Annotated in this window: 24 protein-coding genes; 13 read left to right on the top strand and 11 right to left on the bottom strand. The window is 73.5% G+C overall.

Going from position 1 to position 23,774, the window contains the following annotated elements:
• Positions 1-19: 19 nt before the first annotated feature.
• From ACF1AL_RS16310 to ACF1AL_RS16290, 5 genes are all read right to left on the bottom strand, one after another.
• A complete protein-coding gene (locus ACF1AL_RS16310) occupies positions 20-1,387 on the bottom strand; it encodes a PhoX family protein (protein WP_391826251.1) in 1,368 nt (455 codons plus the stop codon).
• Positions 1,388-1,680: 293 nt separating this feature from the next.
• Positions 1,681-2,574: a slipin family protein gene (locus tag ACF1AL_RS16305; RefSeq protein WP_391826249.1), complete on the bottom strand. Its 894-nt coding sequence runs from the start codon at positions 2,572-2,574 to the stop codon at positions 1,681-1,683.
• A gap of 184 nt (positions 2,575-2,758) precedes the next feature.
• Positions 2,759-4,216 (bottom strand): SulP family inorganic anion transporter, encoded by a 1,458-nt coding sequence (locus ACF1AL_RS16300; protein ID WP_391826247.1) that lies wholly within the window; start codon positions 4,214-4,216, stop codon positions 2,759-2,761.
• A gap of 8 nt (positions 4,217-4,224) precedes the next feature.
• Positions 4,225-4,806, bottom strand: coding sequence for a carbonic anhydrase (locus tag ACF1AL_RS16295; RefSeq protein ID WP_391826245.1), 582 nt, complete (start codon positions 4,804-4,806; stop codon positions 4,225-4,227).
• 109 nt (positions 4,807-4,915) lie between these two features.
• Positions 4,916-5,308: a hypothetical protein gene (locus tag ACF1AL_RS16290; protein ID WP_391826243.1), complete on the bottom strand. Its 393-nt coding sequence runs from the start codon at positions 5,306-5,308 to the stop codon at positions 4,916-4,918.
• 228 nt (positions 5,309-5,536) lie between these two features.
• On the opposite strand from ACF1AL_RS16290, the gene ACF1AL_RS16285 reads away from it, so the two are divergent.
• Positions 5,537-5,806, top strand: coding sequence for a hypothetical protein (locus ACF1AL_RS16285; protein WP_391826241.1), 270 nt, complete (start codon positions 5,537-5,539; stop codon positions 5,804-5,806).
• Here ACF1AL_RS16285 and zapE read toward each other — a convergent pair.
• Entirely contained in the window at positions 5,803-6,912 is a 1,110-nt protein-coding gene (gene zapE, locus ACF1AL_RS16280; RefSeq protein ID WP_391703576.1) for a cell division protein ZapE, read from the bottom strand. The genes ACF1AL_RS16285 and zapE overlap by 4 nt on opposite strands.
• Positions 6,913-6,949: 37 nt before the next feature.
• Here zapE and ACF1AL_RS16275 point away from each other — a divergent pair, with 37 nt between their 5' ends.
• From ACF1AL_RS16275 to ACF1AL_RS16250, 6 genes are all read left to right on the top strand, one after another.
• The gene (locus ACF1AL_RS16275) at positions 6,950-7,888 is read left to right on the top strand and encodes a pyrimidine reductase family protein (protein ID WP_391826239.1); all 939 of its coding nucleotides are present in this window, start codon (positions 6,950-6,952) and stop codon (positions 7,886-7,888) included.
• Between the two features lie 216 nt (positions 7,889-8,104).
• Positions 8,105-8,578: an indole-3-glycerol phosphate synthase gene (locus ACF1AL_RS16270; protein ID WP_384208416.1), complete on the top strand. Its 474-nt coding sequence runs from the start codon at positions 8,105-8,107 to the stop codon at positions 8,576-8,578.
• A gap of 182 nt (positions 8,579-8,760) precedes the next feature.
• On the top strand, positions 8,761-10,149 hold the full coding sequence (gene murC / locus ACF1AL_RS16265) for a UDP-N-acetylmuramate--L-alanine ligase (RefSeq protein WP_384208413.1): 1,389 nt from the start codon (positions 8,761-8,763) through the stop codon (positions 10,147-10,149).
• Positions 10,150-10,162: 13 nt separating this feature from the next.
• Positions 10,163-10,570, top strand: a complete 408-nt coding sequence (gene msrB, locus ACF1AL_RS16260; protein ID WP_366837653.1) for a peptide-methionine (R)-S-oxide reductase MsrB — start codon at positions 10,163-10,165, stop codon at positions 10,568-10,570.
• 92 nt (positions 10,571-10,662) lie between these two features.
• Entirely contained in the window at positions 10,663-11,403 is a 741-nt protein-coding gene (locus tag ACF1AL_RS16255; RefSeq protein WP_384208410.1) for a PP2C family protein-serine/threonine phosphatase, read from the top strand.
• A 119-nt stretch (positions 11,404-11,522) separates the two neighbouring features.
• On the top strand, positions 11,523-12,758 hold the full coding sequence (locus tag ACF1AL_RS16250) for a PP2C family protein-serine/threonine phosphatase (RefSeq protein WP_391826237.1): 1,236 nt from the start codon (positions 11,523-11,525) through the stop codon (positions 12,756-12,758).
• A gap of 111 nt (positions 12,759-12,869) precedes the next feature.
• On the opposite strand, the gene ACF1AL_RS16245 is transcribed toward ACF1AL_RS16250, so the two are convergent.
• The 3 genes from ACF1AL_RS16245 to ACF1AL_RS16235 are packed head-to-tail and all read right to left on the bottom strand — an operon-like array spanning position 12,870 to position 15,659.
• Positions 12,870-14,348: a PLP-dependent aminotransferase family protein gene (locus tag ACF1AL_RS16245; protein ID WP_391826235.1), complete on the bottom strand. Its 1,479-nt coding sequence runs from the start codon at positions 14,346-14,348 to the stop codon at positions 12,870-12,872.
• 9 nt (positions 14,349-14,357) lie between these two features.
• On the bottom strand, positions 14,358-15,059 hold the full coding sequence (locus tag ACF1AL_RS16240) for a B3/4 domain-containing protein (protein ID WP_391657923.1): 702 nt from the start codon (positions 15,057-15,059) through the stop codon (positions 14,358-14,360).
• Between the two features lie 3 nt (positions 15,060-15,062).
• A complete protein-coding gene (locus ACF1AL_RS16235; protein WP_391779581.1) occupies positions 15,063-15,659 on the bottom strand; it encodes a LysE family translocator in 597 nt (198 codons plus the stop codon).
• Between the two features lie 217 nt (positions 15,660-15,876).
• Here ACF1AL_RS16235 and ACF1AL_RS16230 point away from each other — a divergent pair, with 217 nt between their 5' ends.
• The 6 genes from ACF1AL_RS16230 to ACF1AL_RS16205 all read left to right on the top strand — a co-directional run bounded on the left by ACF1AL_RS16230 (position 15,877) and on the right by ACF1AL_RS16205 (position 21,626).
• On the top strand, positions 15,877-17,007 hold the full coding sequence (locus ACF1AL_RS16230; protein ID WP_391779580.1) for an ABC transporter ATP-binding protein: 1,131 nt from the start codon (positions 15,877-15,879) through the stop codon (positions 17,005-17,007).
• Positions 17,004-17,702 (top strand): ABC transporter permease, encoded by a 699-nt coding sequence (locus tag ACF1AL_RS16225; RefSeq protein WP_391779579.1) that lies wholly within the window; start codon positions 17,004-17,006, stop codon positions 17,700-17,702. Before ACF1AL_RS16230 ends, ACF1AL_RS16225 begins: the two co-directional genes overlap by 4 nt.
• Complete coding sequence (locus ACF1AL_RS16220) at positions 17,699-18,367, top strand: ABC transporter permease (protein ID WP_384208395.1); 669 nt, start codon at positions 17,699-17,701, stop codon at positions 18,365-18,367. The genes ACF1AL_RS16225 and ACF1AL_RS16220 overlap by 4 nt, the downstream gene beginning before the upstream one ends.
• A gap of 123 nt (positions 18,368-18,490) precedes the next feature.
• On the top strand, positions 18,491-19,444 hold the full coding sequence (locus ACF1AL_RS16215) for a glycine betaine ABC transporter substrate-binding protein (RefSeq protein WP_391820957.1): 954 nt from the start codon (positions 18,491-18,493) through the stop codon (positions 19,442-19,444).
• Between the two features lie 254 nt (positions 19,445-19,698).
• Positions 19,699-20,355 (top strand): ScbR family autoregulator-binding transcription factor, encoded by a 657-nt coding sequence (locus tag ACF1AL_RS16210; RefSeq protein ID WP_366837642.1) that lies wholly within the window; start codon positions 19,699-19,701, stop codon positions 20,353-20,355.
• A gap of 86 nt (positions 20,356-20,441) precedes the next feature.
• On the top strand, positions 20,442-21,626 hold the full coding sequence (locus ACF1AL_RS16205; protein ID WP_391826233.1) for a damage-control phosphatase ARMT1 family protein: 1,185 nt from the start codon (positions 20,442-20,444) through the stop codon (positions 21,624-21,626).
• A 3-nt stretch (positions 21,627-21,629) separates the two neighbouring features.
• Here the strand turns inward: ACF1AL_RS16205 and ACF1AL_RS16200 are convergent, their stop codons facing one another.
• Together ACF1AL_RS16200 and ACF1AL_RS16195 are read right to left on the bottom strand one after the other, a co-directional pair.
• Entirely contained in the window at positions 21,630-22,892 is a 1,263-nt protein-coding gene (locus ACF1AL_RS16200) for a cytochrome P450 (protein WP_391779577.1), read from the bottom strand.
• On the bottom strand, positions 22,889-23,728 hold the full coding sequence (locus tag ACF1AL_RS16195) for an alpha/beta fold hydrolase (RefSeq protein ID WP_391826231.1): 840 nt from the start codon (positions 23,726-23,728) through the stop codon (positions 22,889-22,891). The genes ACF1AL_RS16200 and ACF1AL_RS16195 overlap by 4 nt, the downstream gene beginning before the upstream one ends.
• Positions 23,729-23,774 lie beyond the last annotated feature (46 nt).

Raw genomic sequence — 23,774 nt, 5'->3', positions numbered from 1 at the left:
ACGGCTGCGGGCGGTCGCGCTACCGGCGCCAGGGCCCCGTCACGGCGAACGTCGTGCCCGGGGTGTAGCAGTTGACGTACATCGTGTCGCCGTCGGGGGAGAAGGTGACCCCGGCGAACTCGCCCCACTCGGGCTGCTCGGCGGTGCCGATGTTCTGGCGGCCGCGGGCCATCGCGTACACCTCGCCCTTGCGGGTGACGCCGAAGACGTGCTGCGCGCCGTTGCCGTCCTCGCACACCATCAGGCCGCCGCTGGGCGCCAGGCAGATGTTGTCCGGGGACTCGCCCGGCAGCTGCACGTCCGTGTCCGGGCCGAAGACGACCACCAGGGTCAGCCGGCGCCGGCGCGGGTCGTAGCGCCAGATCTGGCCGTAGTGGTCGGCCGCCGAGCCGTCCGCGCTGCGGGCGAAGGACGACACGAAGTACACGCCGGCGCCGCCCCAGTAGCAGCCCTCCAGCTTCTGCGCGTGCGTGATGCCCCCGCGACCGTAGTCCTGCAGCCGGGTCGGGGTGGACGCGGCCAGCGGGTCGGGCACGTCGACCCATTCCACGTGGTCGAAGCTGGTCCCGGTCTCCTGGATGGTGGACAGGTCCGGCACGCCGGGCACCCGCATCGCCTGCAGCCGGCCGCCCGCCCGCAGCGAGCCGACGCCGCCGAGCGGTCGCTCCGGCAGGAAGCGGTAGAACAGGCCGAAGGGTTTGAGGAAGGCGTCCTCCGTCTCGTAGACGATGCCGGTGCCCGGGTCGATCGCGATCGCCTCGTGCTGGAAGCGGCCCATCGCGGTGAGCGGGACGGCGCCGGTGCGGTGCGGGTCGGTGGGGTGGACCTCGAAGATGAAGCCGTGGTCCTTGGCGTAGCCGTTGGTGCCGGCCTTGTCCTCGGTCTCCTCGCAGGTCAGCCAGGTGCCCCAGGGGGTGCGCCCACCGGCGCAGTTCACGGCCGTACCGGCGATGGCGACGTGTTCGGCGAGGACCCGGTTGCGGGAGTCCAGGGCGAGGGCCGTACAGCCGCCCTTGCCCGCCGGGTCGTAGGTGATGCCCTCGACGGTGGGCACGGGGATGCGCGCGGTGGCGCGGTTCTCGTGGTTGCGCACGAGATGGGTACGGCCGCCCCGGCCGGCGAACGCGGCCATGCCGTCGTGGTGGGAGGGGACCGGGCCCTCGCCCGAGCGCAGCGGGTCGCCCTCGCGGGAGAGGACGGTGTAGCGGAAACCTTCCGGCAGGTCGAGCAGTCCGTGCGGGTCGGGGACGAGCGGGCCGTAGCCGGAGTGGCCCAGGTTCTGCGCGGCGGCGGTGCCCGCGAAGAGCTCGGACAGGGCCCCGGTGAAGGCGATGCCCGCTCCGAGGGCGCTCGCCCGGGCCAGGACCTGACGACGAGTTGCAGACATGCGGCAGCAACCTTCCTGCTGGCGGACAGGAATGGACAGGAATGGACAGGAACTACTGACCCGCCTGTGTCTACCATCTGCCGCCGTGCCCGGGAACCACGCGTGGAACACGTGTCACCGACCGTGAAGGGCTGTCATCGGTGCCCGAAGCGGTGCCACCGGCGATCGGGAACCGGTGTCGTCGGCGACCGGGAACCGGTGCCATCGGCGATCGGTTACCGGTGTCGTCGGCGACCGGGAGCCTGTCGTCGGAGGTCCGGAACCGGTGTCTTCGGGCCATCGGGAGCCCGGTGTCATCGCTCGGCGACGTGCTCCTCGCGCTCGGTGGTGCGGGTCTCCAGGACATGGTCCTGCCGGCCGGGGTCCAGGTCCGGCTGCGGCTCACGCCGCTCCGGCTGCTGCTGCGGCTCGAGACGGTCCGTCCGTGGCTCGGCGCCCTTCTCCAGGAAGCGCAGCAGCTCGACCGGGATCGGCAGCACCAGCGTGGAGTTCTTCTCCGCCGCCACCGCCATCACCGTCTGCAGCAGCCGCAGTTGCAGCGCGGACGGTGTGTCGGCCATGGCCTGGGCCGCCTCCGCCAGCTTCTTCGAGGCCTGGAACTCGGCGTCGGCGTTGATGATCCGCGCCCGCCGCTCGCGGTCGGCCTCGGCCTGCCGGGCCATGGACCGCTTCATCGCGTCGGGCAGCGAGACGTCCTTGATCTCGACGCGGTCGATCTGGACGCCCCAGCCGACGGCCGGGCTGTCGATCATCAGCTCCAGGCCCTGGTTGAGCTTCTCACGGTTGGAGAGCAGGTCGTCCAGCTCGCTCTTGCCGATGATCGACCGCAGCGAGGTCTGCGCCATCTGGGAGACGGCGAACCGGTAGTCCTCCACGTTGACGACCGCCGCGGCCGGGTCCACGACCTTGAAGTACACGACGGCGTCCACCCGCACGGTGACGTTGTCCCGGGTGATGCCCTCCTGCGCCGGGATGGGCATCGTCACGATCTGCAAGTTGACCCGGCGCAGCCGGTCGACCCCGGGGATGATCAGGGCCAGCCCCGGCGGCCGCACCCCACCGCGCAGCCGGCCGAGCCGGAAGACCACTCCGCGCTCGTACTGCTTGACGACCCGGGCCGCGGCGGTCAGATACACCAGACCGGCCACACCGGCCGCCGCGATCACTCCCACCAGCTCCTGGACCATGGCGGCCCCCTCACCGAGAGGTCGGATTTCGCCTGCTTCTGTAACGATATGCCCGGATGTTTCCGAAAGGGTATGCCGGGATCTTCTGGTTACGGCCGGCCCGGCCCCCGGCCCGCGGAATGGCGGGGAGACGGAGGCCGGGCAGGCTGATCGGCGGGGTGGGCGGGGGCGGGCCCGTCGGCGGTTACGCCGCCGTCGTCACCCGGACCGGTTCGGTGCCGACGGCGCTGTGCCGCTCGGCCCAGGTCTCCAGCGCCGTACGGCAGGCGTGGTCCAGGTGGTGCAGGCCGGACAGATCCAGCTCCACCGGCCGGTCCTGGGGCAGCGCCTCCAGGCTGTCGAGGATCTTCGGCAGCCGCAGGAACGTCGCGTTGCCCGACAGATGCGCCTGGACGGGCCCGGCGCCCTTGTCGACGATCTCCAGCTTGAGGTGGGAGGCCTCCCAGGCGGTCTTGACGACCGACAGGGCCAGGCCGATCAGGACGCCCTCGAACATGTTCACCGCGACGATCGACACGGCCGTGACCACGAGGATCAGCGCCTCGCCCCGGTGGCCGCGCCACAGGTCCGCGATCTGGCGGAACGGGATCAGCTTCCAGCCCGCGTGGACGAGGATGCCGGCCAGGGCGGGGATCGGGATCAGCGCCAGGGCGGCGGGCAGCGCGGCGGCGAACAGCAGCAGCCACACGCCGTGCAGCACCCGCGAGGCCTTGGTCTTCGCGCCCGCCTGCACGTTGGCGGAGCTGCGCACGATGACCGCCGTCATGGGCAGCGCACCGAGCAGCCCGCACACCGTGTTGCCGGCGCCCTGGGCGATCATCTCCTTGTCGTACTGCGTGCGCGGGCCGTCGTGCAGCCGGTCCACGGCCGCCGCGCTGAACAGCGACTCGGCCGACGCGATCAGCGTGAAGGCGATGATTGTGCCCCAGATGGCCGGCTGGGCCAGCTCGCCGAAGGCGTCGGCGCCGGGTATCCGCACGACGCCGAGCAGCCCCTCCACCTTGACCGTGGCGACCGGCAGGCCGAGGGCGAGCGTGGCGACGGTGGCCAGCACGACCGCGGCGAGCGCGCCGGGCACGGACCGCACCGCCTTGGGCAGCCGCTTCCACAGCACGATCACGGCGATGGTGCCCGCGCCGACGGCCACGGAGGCGAGCGCCTCGGTGCTGCCGAGCGTGTCCAGGAACGCCCCGGGCAGGCCCGCGATCTTGCCGAGGCCGCTCTGCGGTGCCTTGAGCCCGGCGGCCCCGTAGACCTGGCCGGCGATGATCACCAGGCCGATGCCGCAGAGCATGCCCTCGACGACGGACACGGATATCGCCCGGAACCAGCGGCCGATCCCGAGGAAGCCCATGGCGAGCTGGAACAGCCCGGCGATCAGCACGATCACCCCGAGCGTGCCCACCCCGAACTCGGTGACGGCCTCGTAGACGATCACGGTCAGACCGGCGGCCGGACCCGACACCTGCAGGCTGCTGCCGGGCAGCAACCCGGTGACCAGGCCGCCCACGATGCCGGTGACGAGCCCGAGTTCGGCCGGGACCCCGGAGGCGACCGCGACGCCCACGCACAGCGGCACCGCGACCAGGAAGACGACGACGGAGGCGAGGAAGTCCTCGCGCAGATGAGGGAACGCGCGCATCGGGGACCTCACAGCGCCTCGAACGTGTCGGTGGCCGCGCGGTGTTCGCGCACGGCACCGGTGTGCACCTCGTAGTACCAGGCGTGCAGCGCGAGCCGGCCCTCCGTCAGCCGCCGCTCCACGCACGGGTAGGAGCGCAGCCGCAGCACCTGCGTGAGCACGTGGTTCTGCACGGCCTCGGCCACGGCCGGGTCCTGCCGGTCCGCCGCCTTGGGGTCCTCGGCGGCATGCGCGAGCCAGTCCCGTACGGCGGGGACGGCGTCGAGGTCGTCGCCGCGCACCAGCGCGCCGACGGCGCCGCAGTGCGAGTGGCCGCAGACCACGATGTCCTGGACGCCGAGGACGCTCACGGCGTACTCGATGGTGGCGGCCTCCGAGGTGGGGCGGTCCGCGGTGTGGGGCGGGACGATGTGGCCCGCGGTGCGCAGCTCGAACAGCTGGCCGGGGCGGGCGCCCGTGATCAGGGCCGGGACGACCCGGGAGTCGGAGCAGGTGATGAACAGGACCTGCGGCGACTGGCCGAGCGCCAGCGGGGCGAACTCCTCAGGGCGCTGTCCGAAGGAACGGGCGTTGTCGATGAGGGGTTGCATGTGTGGTGGCTCCTCCTGGCGCGCCGTGGGGGGCGCGTCGGGCTTCAAGGACAGAGGTGGGGGTGTACGGCCTCCGCTGTGCGCGGAGGCGGGAGGTACTGCTCTGTTCTCAGCAGCGGAAGACCTGGAGCGCTGCCGGCGACGGGGCCGGTATCGGTCTCGGTGGGCGCGGGGGAGCGCCTTCGGCCGCGCGGGGTTGCGGGGCGGCCGGGTCCGGCGCGGTGAGCGGGCGTTCGGCGGTCTGCGAGGAGTCCGCCGCGCGGTGCCGGTCGCGGGTACGGGCGGGGTCCGCCGGGCCGCGGGGGTGGCCGCAGTCCCGGGATCCGGCGCTCTCGTCGCGCAGCGCCGCCGCCGCAAGTGCGGGGCCGGGGCGGGCCTTGGCCTCTGTGTGACGGATGGTGTGCGCTTGTGCGAAGGATGCGGCGGGTGCGAAGAGGGGGAGGGCGAGCAGGGCGGCGGTGAGCATCGCGAGGACGGTTCGCACCGTCGTACCACGGAACATGTGCCTCCCCCCTGCCTGTCCGCGCGTCATATGCGCACCAACAATTGGTCAACAGCTGGTCAAGAGACACGGTAGCGGGACGGAGGCGTTTGCAAGGTTAACTGCGCGTTACATCGCGAAGAGCGCCTGAAAAGTGAGGGCGATTTGGCGCGAACCGGCTGCCGCACAGGGCATGTCGGCGTCCCGGGAGCCTTGCCGCGCACGCCGCGCGGCGGCCAGGATGGCCCCATGCCGGGTCAGCGCAGGAGGAAACGGCGGCAGCAGGCCGAACGGCAGCGGGCCGTCGGCCGTTTCGCGCCCGAGGCGGGGCACTGGGAGGTGCTCTTCGAGACCCGGGACGAGGCGGAGTGGCACGCCCACCTGCGCCGTCTGCGCGCATCCGACCCGGGGTTCGACTGGTCGGCGACGCGCGTGGACATGCTGTGCGGGCGCCTGGTCCGGCCGACGACCTACCGGCTCAGCCGCTTCGTGTTCCGCGACGCCCCCGACGCCTCCTAGCGCTCCTCGACCAGGCCCTTGGCGTCGCGGGCGAGGGCGGTGAGACGGGAGATGGCCCGGAAGTACTTCTTGCGGTAGCCGCCGTTCAGCATCTCCTCGCTGAACAGCCGGTCGAACGGCAGCCCCGACGCGAGCACGGGCACCTCACGGTCGTAGAGCCGGTCGGCGAGCACCACCAGCCGCAGCGCGGTGGACTGGTCGGGGACCGGGCGCACGTCGGTCAGGCACACCGCCTTCAGCCCGTCGGTCAGCGCGCCGTAGCGGCTGGGGTGCACCTTGGCCAGGTGCTCCAGCAGCTGCGGGAAGGCGTCCAGCGAGGCGCCCTCGGTGGCGTGCGCGGCCCGCGTGACCTGCTCGTCGGTGAACGGCGCGGGCGCCTCGGGCAGACCGCGGTGGCGGTAGTCCTCGCCGTCGATGCGCAGGGTGCGGAAGTGGGCGGACAGGCCCTGGATCTCGCGCAGGAAGTCGGCGGCGGCGAAGCGGCCCTCGCCGAGCTTGCCGGGCAGCGTGTTGGAGGTGGCGGCGAGCGCGACGCCCGCGTCGACCAGCTTGCCGAGCAGGGTGGAGACGAGGACCGTGTCGCCGGGGTCGTCCAGCTCGAACTCGTCGATGCACAGCAGGCGGTGTCCGGAGAGGGTCTGCACGGTCTGCTGGAAGCCCAGGGCGCCGACCAGGTTGGTCAGCTCGACGAAGGTGCCGAACGCCTTCTTCGCCGGCTCGGCCGGCGTGGCGTGCCACAGGGAGGCGAGCAGATGGGTCTTGCCGACGCCGTAACCGCCGTCGAGGTAGACGCCGCGCGGGCCGGCCGGTGCCTTGGCCGCCTTGGCCCTCGCCTTGCCGAAGCCGAACAGGCCGCGCTTGGCGCCGCCCGCGCCCGCCCCGTCGAGTCCGGCCGCGAAGCTCTCCAGGACCTGCACGGCCTCGGTCTGGCTGGGCTGGTTCGGGTCCGGGATGTACGTGCTGAAGCGGACCGAGTCGAACCGTGGCGGCGGCACCATCTCGGCCACCAGACGGTCCGCGGGGACATGCGGCTCACGGGCGCACAGGGACAGCGGGGCCGCGTCGGCTATCGGGGCGAGGCCGGAGGCGGAGGTGGAGGACGACACGGTTACCCATGCTACGGGGCGTGCCAGACTGCACGGCATGCGACGCCTGTTCCCTGTGACCGACGAAACAGCAGCCCAGCCCACGCGGGGGGCCTCCGCGCAGGGGGTGGCCGCCGGCGCGGAGGGCGCTTTTGGGGCCGGCGGGGCCTCCGGGGCTCCCGGGACTTCCGGTGCCGCAGCGCCTGAGGGGGACGCCTCGGGCCCCGTCGGGCTGCCGACCTTCGCGAGCGGCGGCGACGGCGGGGAGTGGAGCCTCGCTGAGCTGGCCGCCGCGTACGCCTACCCCGAGCGGCCCGCCGGGCAGCCGCAGCCGTGGCTGCGCGCCAACATGGTCTCCAGCCTGGACGGCGCCGCCCAGCACGAGGGCCGCTCGCAGCCCATCTCCAACGCCACCGACATGCGGATCTTCGGCACCCTGCGCGCCCTCGCCGACGTGGTGATCGTCGGCGCCGAAACGGTACGTCAGGAGGGGTACCGGCCCGCACGCGCGCGTGCGGAGTTCACCGCGCTGCGCGAGGCCGCCGGGCAGGGGCCCGTCCCGGCGATCGCCGTGGTCACCGCCAGCCTGGACCTCGACTTCTCCCTGCCGCTGTTCACCTCGCCCCTGGTGCCGACGATCGTGCTCACCGGCGCCGCGTCCTCCCCGGAGCGCCGGGCCGCGGCCGAGAAGGCGGGCGCCCGCGTCCTGATCGCCGGTGACGGCGTCGGCGTGGATCCGGTGCGGGTCGTCCAGGTGCTCGCGGACCTGGGCCACACCCGGCTGCTGACCGAGGGCGGCCCGCGGCTGCTGGGCCAGATGGTGGCCGCCGAGGTGCTCGACGAACTGTGCCTGACGATCTCCCCGATGCTGACCGCCGGGGACGCCCAGCGGATCGCCGGAGGCCCCTCCGTCACCGTTCCGCACCGCTTCGCACTGGTGTCCCTACTGGAGGAGGACGGCTTCCTCTACAGCCGTTACCGCAGGTCACAGCCCTGAGGCGGCCGCAGGGAAGGCGGTCGCCGGCCCCGTGGCGGGCCGGTGGCCCCCCGGAAGGGCCGACATCATCGGAATCTGCCGTTCCGTTTTAGTTCCGGCGGGCACACTGAATCCGGCAGTACCCGTGCGATCACGGGGCAGGATGGTTTCCGCAGGGCCTGGCACGGCCCACGGAGGACAGGGGGCCCACCGCCCCCGAAGCAGAAGGGGCGCCTGGTGTTCACAAGCGTTTTGATGATCGAGAAGGCCCTGACGTCCGCCGACGTGGAGTTCGTCACCACCTTGCACGGGGACGAGCCGGTCACCTTCCACGTCCTGCTGCAGCCCCGCGGCGACCAGGCCGACCGGCTGCTGAGAGCCATCGACGACATCGCGCTCGGTGAGATCGACGAGGCCACGCGCGAAGGGGAGACACCGGAGGGCGAGCAGGCCAAGAGCGTCGGCCGGCAGGCCCTGGACGTGTCCCTGACCGCGCTGCGCTCGGCCGGCAGCCCGGCCGAGGGCCGGCTCGTCGAGGACCACCCGCTGGACGCGCTGAAGAGCCTCGTGGAGGAGATCGGCGCGGACGAGGTGATCGTGCTCACCGATCCCCACTACGTGGAGGAGTTCTTCCACCGCGACTGGGCCTCGCGGGCGCGGCACAAGGTGGGGGTGCCGGTGCTGAAGCTGTTCTCCCACAGCAAGGCGTAGCGCTCCGCGGGCCGGCCGTGGGCCTAGGGTGCGGTGCGTCTTCGGGTGCGGGCCCGTCGTGGCTGGTCGCGCAGTTCCCCGCGCCCCTTCCGCTGGACCGGTGCCCGGCGCTGCGAGGAGCCCGGCGCCTGACCGCATAGGCTAGGCACGCTCCGTCCGCACCGTACTCGGGAGAAGAACGCATGGCACCCGGCCTTCCTACCGCCATGGACCGACCGCACTTCATCGGCATCGGCGGCGCCGGGATGTCGGGCATCGCCAAGATCCTCGCCCAGCGCGGCGCCAAGGTGGCCGGCAGCGACGCCAAGGAGTCCGCCACCGCCGAGGCGCTGCGCGCGCTCGGCGCGACCGTGCACATCGGGCACGCCGCCGACCACCTCGCCGACGACGCGAGCTGCGTCGTCGTCTCCTCCGCGATCCGCCAGGACAACCCGGAGCTGGTGCGCGCCGCCGAGCTCGGCATCCCGGTCGTGCACCGCTCCGACGCGCTCGCCGCGCTGATGGAGGGCCTGCGCCCGATCGCCGTCGCCGGCACCCACGGCAAGACCACCACCACCTCCATGCTGGCGGTCTCCCTGACCGAGCTGGGCCTGAACCCGTCGTACGCCATCGGCGGCGACCTCGACGCGCCCGGCTCCAACGCGCTGCACGGCGACGGCGAGATCTTCGTCGCGGAGGCCGACGAGTCCGACCGCAGCTTCCACAAGTACGCCCCCGAGGTCGCGATCGTCCTCAACGTCGAGCTGGACCACCACGCCAACTACGCCTCGATGGACGAGATCTACGAGTCCTTCGAGACCTTCGCCGGCAAGATCGTGCCCGGCGGCACCCTGGTGATCTCCGCCGACCACGAGGGCGCCCGCGAGCTGACCCGCCGTGTCGACGGCGTGCGCGTGGTGACCTACGGCGAGGCCGAGGACGCCGACGTGCGGGTGCTGTCGATCGTGCCGCAGGGGCTCAAGAGCCAGGTCACGGTCGTCCTCGACGGCCGCGAGCTGACGTTCACGGTGTCCGTCCCGGGCCGGCACTACGCCCTCAACGCGGTCGCCGCGCTCACCGCCGGCGCCGCCCTCGGCATCCCGGCCGCCGAGCTGGCCCCGGCCATCGCCGCGTACACCGGCGTCAAGCGGCGCCTGCAGCTCAAGGGCGAGGCGGCCGGCGTCCAGGTCATCGACTCCTACGCGCACCACCCCACCGAGATGACCGCGGACCTGGAGGCGATGCGGGCCGCCGCCGGCGACGCGCGCATCCTCGTCGTCTTCCAGCCGCACCTGTTCTCCCGCACCCAGGAACTGGGCAAGGAGATGGGCCAGGCGCTCGCCCTCGCGGACGCCTCCGTCGTCCTCGACATCTACCCGGCCCGCGAGGACCCGATCCCCGGCGTCACCAGCGAGCTGATCATCGACGCCGCGCGCGCCGCGGGCGCGGCCGTCACCGCCGTCCACGACAAGGCCGAGGTGCCGGACGTGGTCGCGGGAATGGCCGGGGCCGGTGATCTCGTTCTCACCATGGGCGCGGGCGACGTCACGGACCTCGGACCGCGCATCCTGGACCGTCTCGCGGACAAGTAAGGGGTTGGCCGACATGGCGTACGACGTCGAGAAGCCGGACGAGCAGTGGCGCGCGGAGCTGACCCCGGCGGAGTACGCCGTGCTGCGCCAGGCCGGCACCGAGCCCGCGTTCACCGGTGAGTACACGGACACCAAGACCAAGGGTGTCTACTCCTGCCGGGCCTGCGGCGCCGAACTGTTCACCTCCGACACCAAGTTCGAGTCCCACTGCGGCTGGCCGTCCTTCTACGACCCGAAGGACACCGACGCGGTGGAACTGATCGAGGACCGCTCCCACGGCATGGTCCGCACCGAGGTGCGCTGCGCCCGCTGCGGCTCCCACCTCGGGCACGTCTTCGAGGGCGAGGGGTACCCCACCCCCACCGACCAGCGCTACTGCATCAACAGCATCTCGCTGCGCCTGGAGCCGGACGCGGGCTGATCCCGCGCCCCGGGCCGCCCTAGACTGGCAAGGGAGGCCCGGGGCCTTCGGCGCCGCCGTGGCCTGCGGGGCAGGAAGGCGGTGGGGCCCGTATGCCGTACGTCGCCGTCAGCGCGCTGAGCCATCCCGGGCTGCTGCGGGAACGCAACGAGGACAGTCTCGTCGCGGGGCCGTGGACGCTGTGCGCCACCGTCACCGAGAGCCCGCAGACCCTGGTCTTCCCGCTGCGGTCGCCACTGGTCGTCGCCGTCGCCGACGGGCTCGGCGGACACCCCGGCGGGGACGTGGCCAGCGCGCTCGTCGTCCGGCGGCTCGCGCGCCTCGGGATCGCGCTGGAGGACGAGGACGCCGTCCGCGACGCGCTGATCGCCTGCAACCGGGCCGTGTACCAGGCCGCCGAGGGCAGCGAGCTCACCGCCATGGGCACCACGGTCGCCGGCCTCGTCCTGCTGCCCGAGTCGGTGCTGGTCTTCAACGTCGGCGACAGCCGGGTCTTCGCCGCCTCCCCCGAGGGGCTGCGCCAGGTGAGCGTGGACGACAGCCCGCCGCTCCAGCCGGGGCAGCGCACCACGTCCCTGGTCACCCAGTGCCTCGGCGGCTCCCCCTCCCACCACGACGTGCGGCCCCACGTCACGGCCGTGCCGCTCGCGGTCGGCGACCGCTATCTCGTCTGCACCGACGGGCTCACCGACCCGGTGACCGAGGACGTCCTCGACGCGGTGCTGCGCGAGCACGACGACGGCCGGGCGGCCTTCGAACTGTGGCGCTCCGCGATCGACGAGGGCGGCCCGGACAACATCACCCTGGCCGTCGTCCGCGTGGGAGGGGAGTAGCCGCTCGCGGGCCTGCCGGACATGGCGCGCCTGGCCGGCCCGGCTGCCTGCCGGACCTGCCGGGTCTGCGTGCTGCGGGGCGGGTCGAGCTTTGTCACGATTTCATCGTGGTGAGTGTGGTGCGACGGATCAGAGCGCTGCGCCGGTCCGCCGCGGCGCGCACGGCCGGCGCCTCCGGCGGGGCGGAGTCCGAGAGCACGGGTGACGCGCGGCTCGCCGGGCTGCGGTCGTCGCTGACCCGGGTCGGCACCACTCTCGACGCGGACCTCACCTGCGCGGAACTGACGCGGGCCGCGAGCGGGCTCGCCGGCTGCTCCGCCGCGGTCGTGCGCGTCGGCGGGCACCCCTCCGGGGGCGAAGGCGGCGGCCCGGTCTCCGGGTACGAGGCGATCAGCGGCGACCCGGACGCCCTGCCGGACGTGCGGGGCATCACCGGGACCGTCCGCGCAGGGACGCCGCGCGCGCCGTGGACGGTGACCTCCGCGAGCGGGCGGACGGCCCTGTGCGTGCCCCTCGCCACCCCGGATCAGCTGTACGGCGTCCTCGTGTGCGCCCGGCGCGAGGCGCCGCTGGGCGCACCGGAGGCCGAACTGCTCGCGCTGCTGGCCGCGCCCGCCGGCCCCGCCCTGCACCACGCCGACGAGTACGCGCGCGTCAGCCGCACCCTGGGGGACCTGCAGCGCGCCCTGCTCGCCGAGCCCGGCCGGCCCCACCCGAACCTCGACGTCGGTGTGCGCTATCTGCCCGCCGGGCGCCGGGCCCTGGTCGGCGGCGACTGGTGCGAGACCGTGCGGCTGCCGTTCGGGCGGACCCTGCTCGTCGTCGGCGACGTCATGGGCCACGGGGTGGAGGCCGCCGTCGACATGGCCGCCTACCGCTCCTCCCTGCGCGCGATCACCGCGACCGACCTGCCGCCGCACCGGGTGCTGCGGCAGATGGACGACCTCGCCGCCGCGGAGCCGGACCGCCGGCCGGCCACGTGTCTGATCGCCCGCGTCGACCCCGCGCGCGCCCAGGTCACGCTGGCCGGGGCCGGTCATCTGCCGCCCGTCGTCATCGACGAGGTCGCCGGGACGCGGCTGCTGCCGCTGCCGGTCGGGCCACCGCTCGGGACGGGGCTCGGGGGGTACGAGTCCGCCACGTACGGGCTGGCCGCCGGGCACACGCTGCTGCTGTTCACCGACGGGCTGGTCGAGCGGAGGGGCGAGGACATCGACCGCAGCCTGGAGCGGCTCGCGGGGCTGCGTTTCCCGGCCGGGGCGACGCTGGAGGACATCCTGGACACGGTGCTGGTCCGGCTGGAGGCGCAGGACGCCGAGGACGACGTGGCCGTGCTGGCGGTTCGGCCTCGGTGAGGTCCGTGAGGTGCCTGCGGCGGCCTCTTGCCGCGCGTCGTGGTTGCGCGCGCCGTTCCCCGCGCCCCCTTGGGGCCAGCGGCCCCTTCAGGGGCGCCTGTGCACCTGGGGTCAGCTCAGCCGGCGGAGGAGCTTGCCCAGAATTGCCACGCCCTCCGTGATCGCGCCTGGTGGGGTGGCCGCGTAGCCGAGGACCAGGCCGGGCCGGCCGGGGTGCTGGCGGTGCCAGGACAGGGGGTGGCACTTCACGCCGTGGGCCAGGGCGGCGGTCGCCAGGGCGGTGTCGGGGACGGGGGCCGGGTAGGTGACCGTCAGGTGCAGGCCGGCCGCCGCGCCGTGCACGAGCGCGCCGGGCAGGTGCGTCCCGAGCGCGTCGATCATCGCGTCGCGCCGGCGGCGGTGGCGGCCGCGCAGCAGCCGCAGGTGCCGTTCCAGGTCGCCGGAGTCCATCAGCCGGGCCAGCGCGAGCTGGGGGAGGACCGCGTTGCCGAGGTCGGTGAAGCGTTTGACGTCGGTGAGCGCGGCGCGGTAGGCGGGCGGTGCGATCAGCCAGCCGATCCGCAGCGCGGGCGCGAGCAGCTTGGACACGCTGCCCATGTAGCAGACGCGGTCGGTGAGCAGCGCCCGCAGGGCCGGTACGGGCGGCCGGTCGTAGCGGTGCTCGGCGTCGTAGTCGTCCTCCAGGATCAGGCCGCCGTCCCGGGCCCAGCGCAGCAGTTCGCGGCGGCGCTCGCCGCTGGTGACGACGCCGGTGGGGAACTGGTGGGCCGGCGTGAGCAGGACCGCGCGGGCGCCCGAGGCGCGCAGGGCGTCCACGCGGATGCCGGCCTCGTCCACCGGTACGGCGGGGGTGGCCAGGCCACCGTTGCGCAGGTGCTGGCGGGAGCCGAGCGAGCCGGGGTCCTCCAGCGCGACGGCGTCGATGCCGTCGGCGCGCAGCACGCTGTGCAGCAGGGTGAGCGCCTGGGCGGTGCCCGCGACGATCAGGACGTCGTCGGGGGCGACGCGCACGTCCCGGTTGCGTGCCAGCCAGCCGGCCACCGCCCGGCGCAGGGCCGGCGCGCCGCGCGGGTCGCCGTAGCCCAGGTGGTCCGCCGACAGGCCGGTGAGGACGGCCCGTTCGGCACGCAGATAGGCGGCGCGCGGGAACGCCGTCAGGTCGGGGCGGCCGGGTGTGAAGTCGTACCGTGCCGGGGCGGCGCGCAGCGCGTCGAAGACGTCCGGGCCGGGGTCGTCGGTGAACACGGGCCGGGACACGGTGGGTGTGCCGCAGGCGGGTGCCGGCTCGGGCGCGGGTGGGGCCGCGGCCACGACGATCGTGCCGCCGCGGCGGCGTCCCTCCACGTGGCCGTCCTCGGCCAGGCGCCGGTACGCCTCGGTCACCACCCCGCGGGACACGCGCAGTTCGGCGGCGAGGACGCGGGTGGGCGGCAGCCGGTTGCCCACGGCCAGCCGGCCGTCGGCGATGGCCCGCCGCAGCCGTCCGGTCAGCCACTCGGCCTTGCCGCCGGCCGGCGCGGCACCGATGTCGAGCTGCAGGAAGTCCGATCCCCGGGGGACGCCCGGCGCTGCCTCGTTCACGCCGCTCATGCTGCACCCTCAGTCCCCGAACGTGAACTCCGGTGCCCCGGCGGTGAGGACGGCGTCCGAGGTCACCACCGGCCAGTGCGCGGCCAGTTCGGCGGCGAGGCTCTTCAGCAGCGCGGGCACGGTCTGCGCGCCGCCGTCGTGCACGGCCTCCGTCACGACGAGGATCCGGCGGGTGTCCGGGCCGACGGCCGAGAAGCCGCTCTGCCGGTGGGTCCAGCGGCGGGCGTGCGCCCGGCCCGCGGAGTCGGCGAAGGTCACCTCGCCGGGCGCGGGATGCTCGATCGCACCGCCGAACGCCGTGTACACCTCGTCGCCGCGGGCGGGCCGTACCTCCAGCAGGGGACCGGTGATCCGGTCCGCGTCGAGCGCCGCGACGGGGACGGCGTACGCGACGGAGAGGGCGTTGCACAGGTCCACCACCGGGTGGATGCGGGGCAGCCGGCCCTCCTTGCGCAGCCGCCGCAGCAGCGACTCCGCCGCGCACCGGTACTGCGTGGGCCGCAGCCCCAGGCCGGAGAACGTCCGCCGCCAGGCCGTCACTTCGGGGAACTCGCCCTCCGGTGCCCCGGCCAGGCGGGCGGCGGCCCGGGCGGTGTACGGCGCGAGGCGGGCGGAGGTGTCGGCGTGGGCGTCGACCCCGTCGGCGTACAGACAGCCGGCGGTGAGCAGCGGGTGGGCGGACCAGATCGCGTCCGCGTGCCGGAATCGCATCGCTCAGGCCACCGCCAGCCGCAGGCTCAGGGCGACGAAGCAGGCGGCGAAACCGCGGCGCATGCCGGTCAGCAGCCCGGGGCGCCGGGGCAGCCGTTCCCGCAGGGCGGCCGCGCACAGGGCGTACGCGGTGAAGACGGCGAAGGTCATGGCCATGAACACGCCGCCCAGCCGCAGCATCGCGCCGATGTCGCCGGCGGGGACGAACTGCGGCAGGAACGCCAGGAAGAACAGGGCCGGTTTGGGGTTGAGCAGGTTGACCAGCACGGCGGAGCCGATCACGCGGGCCGCCGGCCTCGGTGCCGGGTCCTGCTCGACGACCAGGGCCGAGCGGTCGCGCAGCATCGACCACGCCATGTACAGCAGGTAGGCGGCACCGAGGTACTTCACCACCGTGAACGCGACGCTGCCGGCCTGCAGCAGGGCGGCCAGTCCGGTGACTGCGGCCAGCAGGTGCGGCAAGCCGGCGAGAGTGCAGCCGAACGCGGCCACCACGCCCGTCCGGCGGCCGTGGGCGAGCCCGGCGGCCAGCGTGTAGAGCACGCCGGTGCCCGGGGTGACCACCACGACCAGGGTGGTCAGCAGGAAGGTGACGTTCAAGGAGACCTCCGCGAGGGTGCGAGGTCTCCCACCCTGCCCACGGTGTGGTCCGCCGGACAGGGCCAAAGACCCTCCCGCCGACCAGTCCATAACCGCGTCGTTCCGGGCCGCGCCGGATCACGCCGTCTAGACTCTCCCGGCAGCGGGGGCCCGTACGCGTGTACGGCGGCCGCCCGCCGCGAGGGCACGTGCTGCCAACCGAAGGGCGTTCGGCGTTTTGATACGGATGGAATCAGTCACCAAGCGGTACCCGGACGGCACGGTGGCGGTCGACCGGCTCACCCTGGAGATACCCGAGAAGGCGATCACCGTCCTCGTCGGCCCCTCCGGCTGCGGCAAGACGACGACCCTGCGGATGATCAACCGGATGGTCGAGCCCAGCGAGGGCCGCATCCTGCTCGACGGCACGGACATCCTGCAGCAGCCGGTGCACACCCTGCGCCGCTCCATGGGATACGTCATCCAGCACGCCGGTCTCTTCCAGCACCGCACGATCGTCGACAACATCGCCACCGTCCCCCGGCTGCTGGGCTGGGGCAAGGCCAAGTCCCGTGAGCGGGCGCGCGAGCTGATGGAGCGCGTCGGCCTCGACGCCGCCCTCGCCGGGCGCTACCCGCACCAGCTCTCCGGCGGCCAGCAGCAGCGCGTCGGAGTGGCCCGGGCGCTCGCCGCCGACCCGCCGGTGCTGCTCATGGACGAGCCCTTCTCGGCCGTCGACCCCGTCGTCCGCAAGGGACTCCAGGACGAACTGCTGCGGCTGCAGGACGAGTTGGGCAAGACCATCGTCTTCGTCACCCACGACATCGACGAGGCCGTCAAACTCGGCAGCATGGTCGCCGTGCTGCGCACCGGCGGCCGGCTCGCCCAGTACGCGCCGCCCGCCGAGCTGCTCTCCCACCCCGCAGACGCCTTCGTCGAGGACTTCCTCGGCGCCGACCGAGGCATCCGGCGGCTGTCCTTCTTCCCCTCGGCCGGCCTGGAACTGCTCACGGCACCGGTCGTCCCCGCCGACGCCACCGCCGAGCAGCTCGCCGCCGCCGAGGCGCCCGACGTGCCCTACCTCCTCGTGACCGACCCCGACGGCAGGCCCCTCGGCTGGGGTGAGCCCGGCGCGCTGACCGCCGGGAGCATCGCGGTGGAGGAACTGCTGCCGTACGGGCGGCCGTTCGTCGCCGGCACCGACTCGCTGCGGGCCGCCCTCGACTGCGCGGTGCTGTCACCGACCGGCTGGGCCGTCGCCGTCGACGCGTCCGGACGGGTCCGAGGTGTGGTGTCGCAGGCGTCCATCGGGGCGGCGATCCGCGAGGCGCACGCCGGGCGGGCCGACGAGCCGAAGGCGCTGCGATGAACGGCCTGTTCGACCTGCCCAGCGATCTGCAGAACACCTACCTCGGCCTGGTCGGGCTGCATCTGCGCGAGGCCCTGCTCCCGGTCCTCGCCGGCCTGCTCGTGGCGCTGCCGGTCGCCCAGCTGTGCGTGCGGCTGCGCTGGCTGTACGCGCCCGTGCTCGGGGTGACGACCGTGCTGTACGCCATCCCGTCGCTGGCCTTCTTCGTCGTCCTCATCGACTACACCGGCCAGACCGAGACGACCGTGATGATCCCGCTCGCCGTCTACAGCCTGGTGGTGCTGGTCCCGGCCGTCGTCGACGGGGTGCGGTCGGTGCCGCCAGAGACCCTCGACGCCGCGACCGCCATGGGGCTCGGGCCGGTGCGCCGGTATCTGACCGTGCAGTTGCCGATCGCGGTGCCCGCGATCCTTGCCGGGCTGCGGGTGGCGACCGCGTCCAGCATCTCCCTGGTCAGCGTCGGCATGCTGATCGGCAACCAGGGCGGCCTCGGCAACCTCCTCAACGACGGCATGACCTACCAGCAGCCCCGGCTGGTGTGGCTGTCGGTGCTCGGCACCGCCGTCCTCGCCGTCGTCGCCGACGCCGTGCTGGTCGCCGTACGCCTGCTGCTGACCCCGTGGATGCCGCGCGGCACCCGCACCACCCCGCCCGTCGCACAGGATCCCGCCGCACGGCAGGAGGCCACCCGGTGAACGTCCTCCACTTCGTCCAGGCCTTCTTCAGCGACGGCGCCCACTGGCACGGCTACGACGGCATCCCCACCCGGCTGGCCGAACACGTGCGGTACACGCTGCTCGCGCTGGCGATCGCCGCCGCCGTCGGACTGCCGGCGGGGCTGCTCACCGGGCACACCGGCCGTGGCGGCAACGCGCTCGCGCTGATCGCCACCGCCGCGCGCGCCCTGCCCAGCTTCGGCCTGCTGGTGCTGATGTTCATCCTGCTCGGCTTCGGGCTCGTCCCCGTGATGATCCCGCTGGTCGTGCTCGCGGTCCCACCGATCCTGGTGACCACCTACGAGGCGATGCGCTCGGTCGATCCGTCCCCGGTGGACGCGGCGCGGGGCATGGGCCTGTCCGAGAGCCGCATCCTCTTCCAGGTGGAACTGCCCGTGGCGCTCCCGCTGATCCTCAGCGGCCTGCGCTCGGCGGCCATCCAGATCGTCTCGACGGCCACCATCGCGGCCTACGTCAGCCTCGGCGGCCTCGGCCGGTACGTCATCGACGGGCTCTACCAGCACGACTACGAGAAGGTCGTCGGCGGCGCCACCCTGGTGGCCGCCCTGGCGCTGGTCACCCTGGCGCTCTTCTGGGCCCTCGCCCGGTGCGCGGTGTCACCGGGGGTGCGCGGACGCGGGTGAGGACGCGGGTGAGGACGCCACAGCGGATACCCCGCCGGTCCCCGTTCAACCGCCTTGTGACGAACGCATATTGGTCACATGAATGCCCTTGACGGGGGAGAAATGGCTGGATTGGATCAGTGGGTGACTTCCACCATCCAGCGCAGCAGGCCCCGCAGGACCCTCCCCGGCGCCGCCGTCGTGCTCGCCGCGACGACGGTGCTGCTGACGGGGTGTTCCTCCGGCGGCGAGGGCGACAACCCGCTCACGGAGAACGCCTCCGACGGCAAGACGGTGGTCGTCGGCTCCAACAACTTCCCCGAGTCCACCCTGCTCGCCGACATCTACGGCGAGGCCCTGCGGGCCAAGGGCATCAAGGTCACCTACAAGCCCAACATCGGCACCCGCGAGACCACGTACGGCCTGATCAAGAACGGTTCGCTGACCGTCCTGCCCGAGTACAACGGCGCGCTGCTCGCCTACCTCGACGCCAAGGCCGCGCCGAAGTCCGCCGAGGAGACCACCCGGGCCATCGAGGCCAAGCTCGCGCCGGAACTGACGCTGCTGGAGCCCTCGCCCGCCGAGGACAAGGACTCGCTGACCGTCAACGCGGAGACGGCGCAGAAGTACCACCTGACGTCGTCCTCGGCCATCGGCGACCTCAAGGGCATCGCCGGGGACCTGGTCATCGGGGCCTCGCCGGAGTTCCAGAAGCGCCGGCAGGGCCTGCTCGGCCTGAAGTCGGTGTACGGCCTGGAGTTCAAGTCGTTCAAGGCGCTGGACGCCGGCGGCCCGCTCACCCAGGCGGCGCTCAAGCAGAACACCGTGCAGGTCGCCGACCTCTTCTCCACCGACCCCACCGTGCAGAAGGAGAAGTTCGTCGTCCTGCGGGACCCGCAGAACCTCTTCGGCTTCGAGAACGTCCAGCCCCTCGTCTACAAGAAGGGCCTGCCGCAGCAGGGCGTCGACGCGCTGAACGCCGTCTCCGCCAAGCTGGACACCAAGGCCCTGCTCGCGATGGACGCACAGGTCCAACTCGACAAGAAGGACCCGCTGGACGTGGCGCAGGCCTGGCTGAAGTCGGTCGGGCTGGGCTGAAGTCGGTCGGCGACGGCTGTGGTTCGGTCCGGCGGCTCGGCTGATCCGACGTAAAAAGACCGAGCGTCCTGTTTTTAAGTGCCCCTCGACCGGAAGGCGAGCGTCCGTCGACGACGGGCGCTCGCCGACTGCCGGACGGGGTGGGGGCCTTGTGGCCTGTGGGTCCCGGCGGCCGGTGAGATAGCATCTACGGGGAGTGAGTAAAACAAACGGCACGGTCCGTTCTTTTCCCGTCCCCCAGGAGTGACCTGTCGATGCCGAGGCAGTTACGCGCCGAACAGACCCGCGCGACGATCCTCACCGCCGCCGCCGACCTGTTCGACCGGCACGGTTACGAATCGACGAGCCTCAGCGACATCGTCGAGCACGCCAAGGTCACCAAGGGGGCCCTCTACTTCCACTTCGCGGCCAAGGAGGATCTGGCCCACGCCATCCTGGAGTTGCAGTCCGAGGCCTCCCGCAGGGTCGCCGGCGAGGTCGACGGCCACGGCTATCCGTCCCTGGAAGCGCTGATGCGGATCACCTTCGGCTTCGCCCGGCTGTCCGTGGAGGGGCCGATCGCCCGGGCCGGCCTGCGGCTCGCCACCGGTCCCGTCCCGGTCCGCCCCCCGCTGCGCCACCCCTTCACGGAGTGGCGTGAACTGGTCTCCCGCCGGCTGCACGGCGCGGTCCGCGAGTCCGATCTGCACCCGGACGTCGACATTGACGCCGTCACCCACTCCCTCGTCTCCTTCTTCGTCGGCACCCGTGTCGTCGGCCGCTCCCTGGAGCCCGTCGCCCGGCTGCCCCGCCGGATGGCCGAGATGTGGCACCTGCTGATCCGGGGCCTGGTGCCCGTGCCGCGCCGCCCCCGCTATCTGACGCTCGTCACCCGGCTGGAACGCGAGACCGCCGCGGCCGCCGTCCTGTAGCCGGCGCGGCCCGAGCGCGGGTGCCCTCCCGCCGGCACGGCGAGCGGCGCCGCTTTTGCCGCGACCCCGGCGGTACGGTGAGCGGCATGCCCGACTCCCCGCTGCCCCCGGTGCTCCGCGCCGACGAGCCCGGATCCTTCCCGCACGCCGTGCTCGCCGAACGCCACCCCGCGATCATCCGGCAGGTGCGCGACTCCTTCCCGTACGGCCCCGACGTGCGCGCGGGCCTCGACGCGCTGCTCGACCAGTGCACGGACGGCGCCATCGCACCGCTGCCCGAGCACGCCCCGGACCGCGACCGCTGGCTGACCTGGGGACTGGGCACCTACACCGGCAGGTCCTGGTTCGACGTCCCGTGGCTGTGGTCCGAGAGCTACTTCTACCGCCTGCTGCTGCAGACCGTCGGCTACCTCGACGAGGGGCCCTGGCGCGGTATCGACCCCTTCCGGCCCGCCAAGCGCGCCGAACTCGACGCCCCCGAGACCGACGAGGAACTGGCCGCGCTCGACTCCCTCACCGGCCGGGCACCGGAGGAACAGGCCACCGCCCTGCTGCACGGCTCCCTGTGGGGCAACCGCGCCGACCTCGGCTTCCGCCTGTCCGCCCCCGACGGCAGCCCGTCCGGGGCCGGCGCCCCCGCCCTCGTCGCCGACGACAGCGCCGAGCTGTGGGCGCTGCTCCCGCCCGGCCGCGCGGCCGGCACCCTCTGCCTCGTCGCCGACAACGCGGGCCGCGAACTCGTCCCCGACCTGCTGCTGATCTCCCATCTGCTCGCCCACGGCCACATCGCGCGGGTCGTCCTGCACGTCAAGCCGCACCCGTACTACGTCTCCGACGCCACGACCGCCGACGTCCTCGACGCCCTGCGCCGGCTCACCGCGGCCCCGGGCGCCGCCGGCACCCACGGGCGGCGGCTGTGGGACGCCATGACCGAGGGCCGGCTCGTCGTGCGCGCCCACCCCTTCTCCGCCGGCCCGCTGGCGTACGCCGAGATGCCCGGCGACCTGCGCGCCGAGTTCGGAGCGGCCACGCTGACCGTGTTCAAGGGCGACCTCAACTACCGTCGTCTGGTGGGCGACAGGAGCTGGCCGGCGACCGTCCCCTTCGCCGAGGTCACGGCCTACTTCCCCGGCCCGGTCGCCGCCCTGCGCACCCTGAAGTCGGACGTGGTCACCGGCCTCGACGCCGCCACACGGGACGCTCTGGACGCCGGCGAGAACCGGCGCTGGCGCACCAGCGGGACGCACGCGCTGATCCAGGTGAGCGGATGACGCTCAGCCGGTGCGGACCGGCAGCGACTTGATCCCGTTGATGAAGTTCGACACCAGCCGTCGCGGCGGTCCGGCCGTGCGCGGCGCGGGCAGCGCCCGCAGCACCTCGGCGTACAGCGACCGCAGTTGCAGCCGCGCGAAGTGCGCGCCGAGGCAGACGTGCGGACCGTCCCCGAACGCCACGTGCGGGTTCGGGGAGCGGGCCAGGTCCAGCCGGTCCGGGTCGGCGAAGGCCCGCTCGTCGCGGTGCGCGGCGGCGTGGAAGACGACCACCTTCTCGCCCGCCCGGATACGGGTGCCGGCCAGCCGCGTGTCCCGCACCGCGGTGCGGCGGAAGGTGAGCACCGGCGGGTGCCAGCGCAGCAACTCCTCCACGGCCGTGTCCAGACCGGCCTTCCCACCGCGCAACGCCTCGTACTGATCGGGGTGTTCGGCGAGCGCCAGCAGACCGCCGGGGGCGGCGCTGCGCACCGTGTCGTTCCCGGCCACGGTGAGCAGGAAGAAGAACATCTCCAGCTCGGGCCCGGTCAGTTCCGCGTCGTGCGCCAGCGCCGTCATGATGTCGTCGGCCGGATGCCGGCGCTTGTGCTCGGCCAGCTGCCCGGCGTAGGCGAACATGTCGCCCAGCAGGGCCGGCGAGCGCGGGTTCAGCGGCCGGCCTGCCGCGTCCCGCACGGTGGGCCCCGCCTCGTCGGGGTCCTGGTAGCCGATGACCCGCTGCGTCCAGTGCAGCAGCAGCCCGCGGTCGCTCTCCGGAACGCCCAGCAGATCGGCCAGGTTGAGCAGGGCGTAGTCGTCGGTGACCGCGCTCACCAGGTCGACGGTGCCGTCCCCGGCGCGGGCCGTCGCGAGCGCCCCGTCGAGCAGCGTGCGGGCCCGCGCCTCGACAACGGCCGTGAACCGCCGTACACGGCCCGGGGTGAACGCCCGGCTGACCAGGCGGCGCAGTCGGCCGTGCGCCGGCGGATCCTGGTTGAGCATCATCCGCCGGATGAACGGCAGGTCCGCCGGATCGGGGTCCCGGATCTGGGTGGCGCCCAGATGCGAGGAGTAGGTGCTCGCGTCCTTGAGCACCCGCACCACGTCCGCGTGCCGGGTCACCGCCCAGAAACCGGGCCCCGCGGGCCAGCCGAGCACCTCCGGCTCGGCCTGCCAGGCCACCGGATGGTGGTCGCGCAGCACCCGGTAGGCGGCGTACGGGACCTGCTCGGCGTACTGCCGGGGGTCGAAGACGTCGGGTACGGGCGGGGCGGTGGGCAGGGTCATGCGTCCTCGCCGTCGGGGCCGGATGCGGGAGCCGTTTCCGCCGCTTCCGCGGCGGTCGCCGGGTCCGTGTCGTCGGCTCGCAGGAAGTCCTCGACCAGCCGGACGAGTTCCAGCGGTGTCTCGTCCATGGCGTAGTGCCCGGCGCCCGGCAGCTCGTGCACCCGCGCGTGCGGGTACCAGGCGCCCCAGGTGCGCCGCAGCAGGTCCGCGGACAGGGCCGGGTCCAGCGCCCCGGCCACGGCGAGCGCCGGGTGCCGCGCGCCCTCGACGTCCGCCTGGAAGTCCTGGCCGGCCCAGGAGTCCAGCCAGGCCCGGAACGCCTTGTCGTCGCTGCGTTCGAGCGAGCGCGCCACCATCCGGTCCAGCCAGGCGGCGGGGCGGCGGCCGCCGGTGGTGACGTCGATGATGGCGCGCCGGTTCTCCGGCCGGTGCGCGGCGTCGGCGAACAGGTCCCACTGCTCGGGCGGCAGCGCCAGCCCGCACGCGGGCACCGGCGACACCCCGACCAGCCGGCGCAGCCGGTGCGGGGCGACGGCGAGCAGCCGCTGCGCGACCGCGCCGCCCATCGAGTGGCCCACGACCGAGAAGCGGTCCCAGCCGAGCCGGTCGGCCAGCACCACCAGGTCCCGGGCGGCCTGCCCGGTGGTGTACGGCCCGTCGGCGTCCCGCGCATCGCCGTAGCCGCGCAGATCGACCAGGGCGTAGGTGAAGGAGGTGCGGTCCAGGTCGTCTCGTACGGGCGCGAACGCGGAGCGGTCGGCGAACCAGCCGTGCACGGCGAACACCTTGTGGGCGCCGTCGCCGAGCAGCTCGTGCGGGAGCGTGAACGTCGTCATGGGACCACCGTGGACTGCGGCCGGCGCGGGCGTCCAGGGGCGTGCG

Source organism: Streptomyces sp. NPDC014801, from assembly GCF_043082085.1.
GTDB lineage: Bacteria > Actinomycetota > Actinomycetes > Streptomycetales > Streptomycetaceae > Streptomyces.
This window is presented reverse-complemented; position numbering and strand designations above follow the sequence as displayed.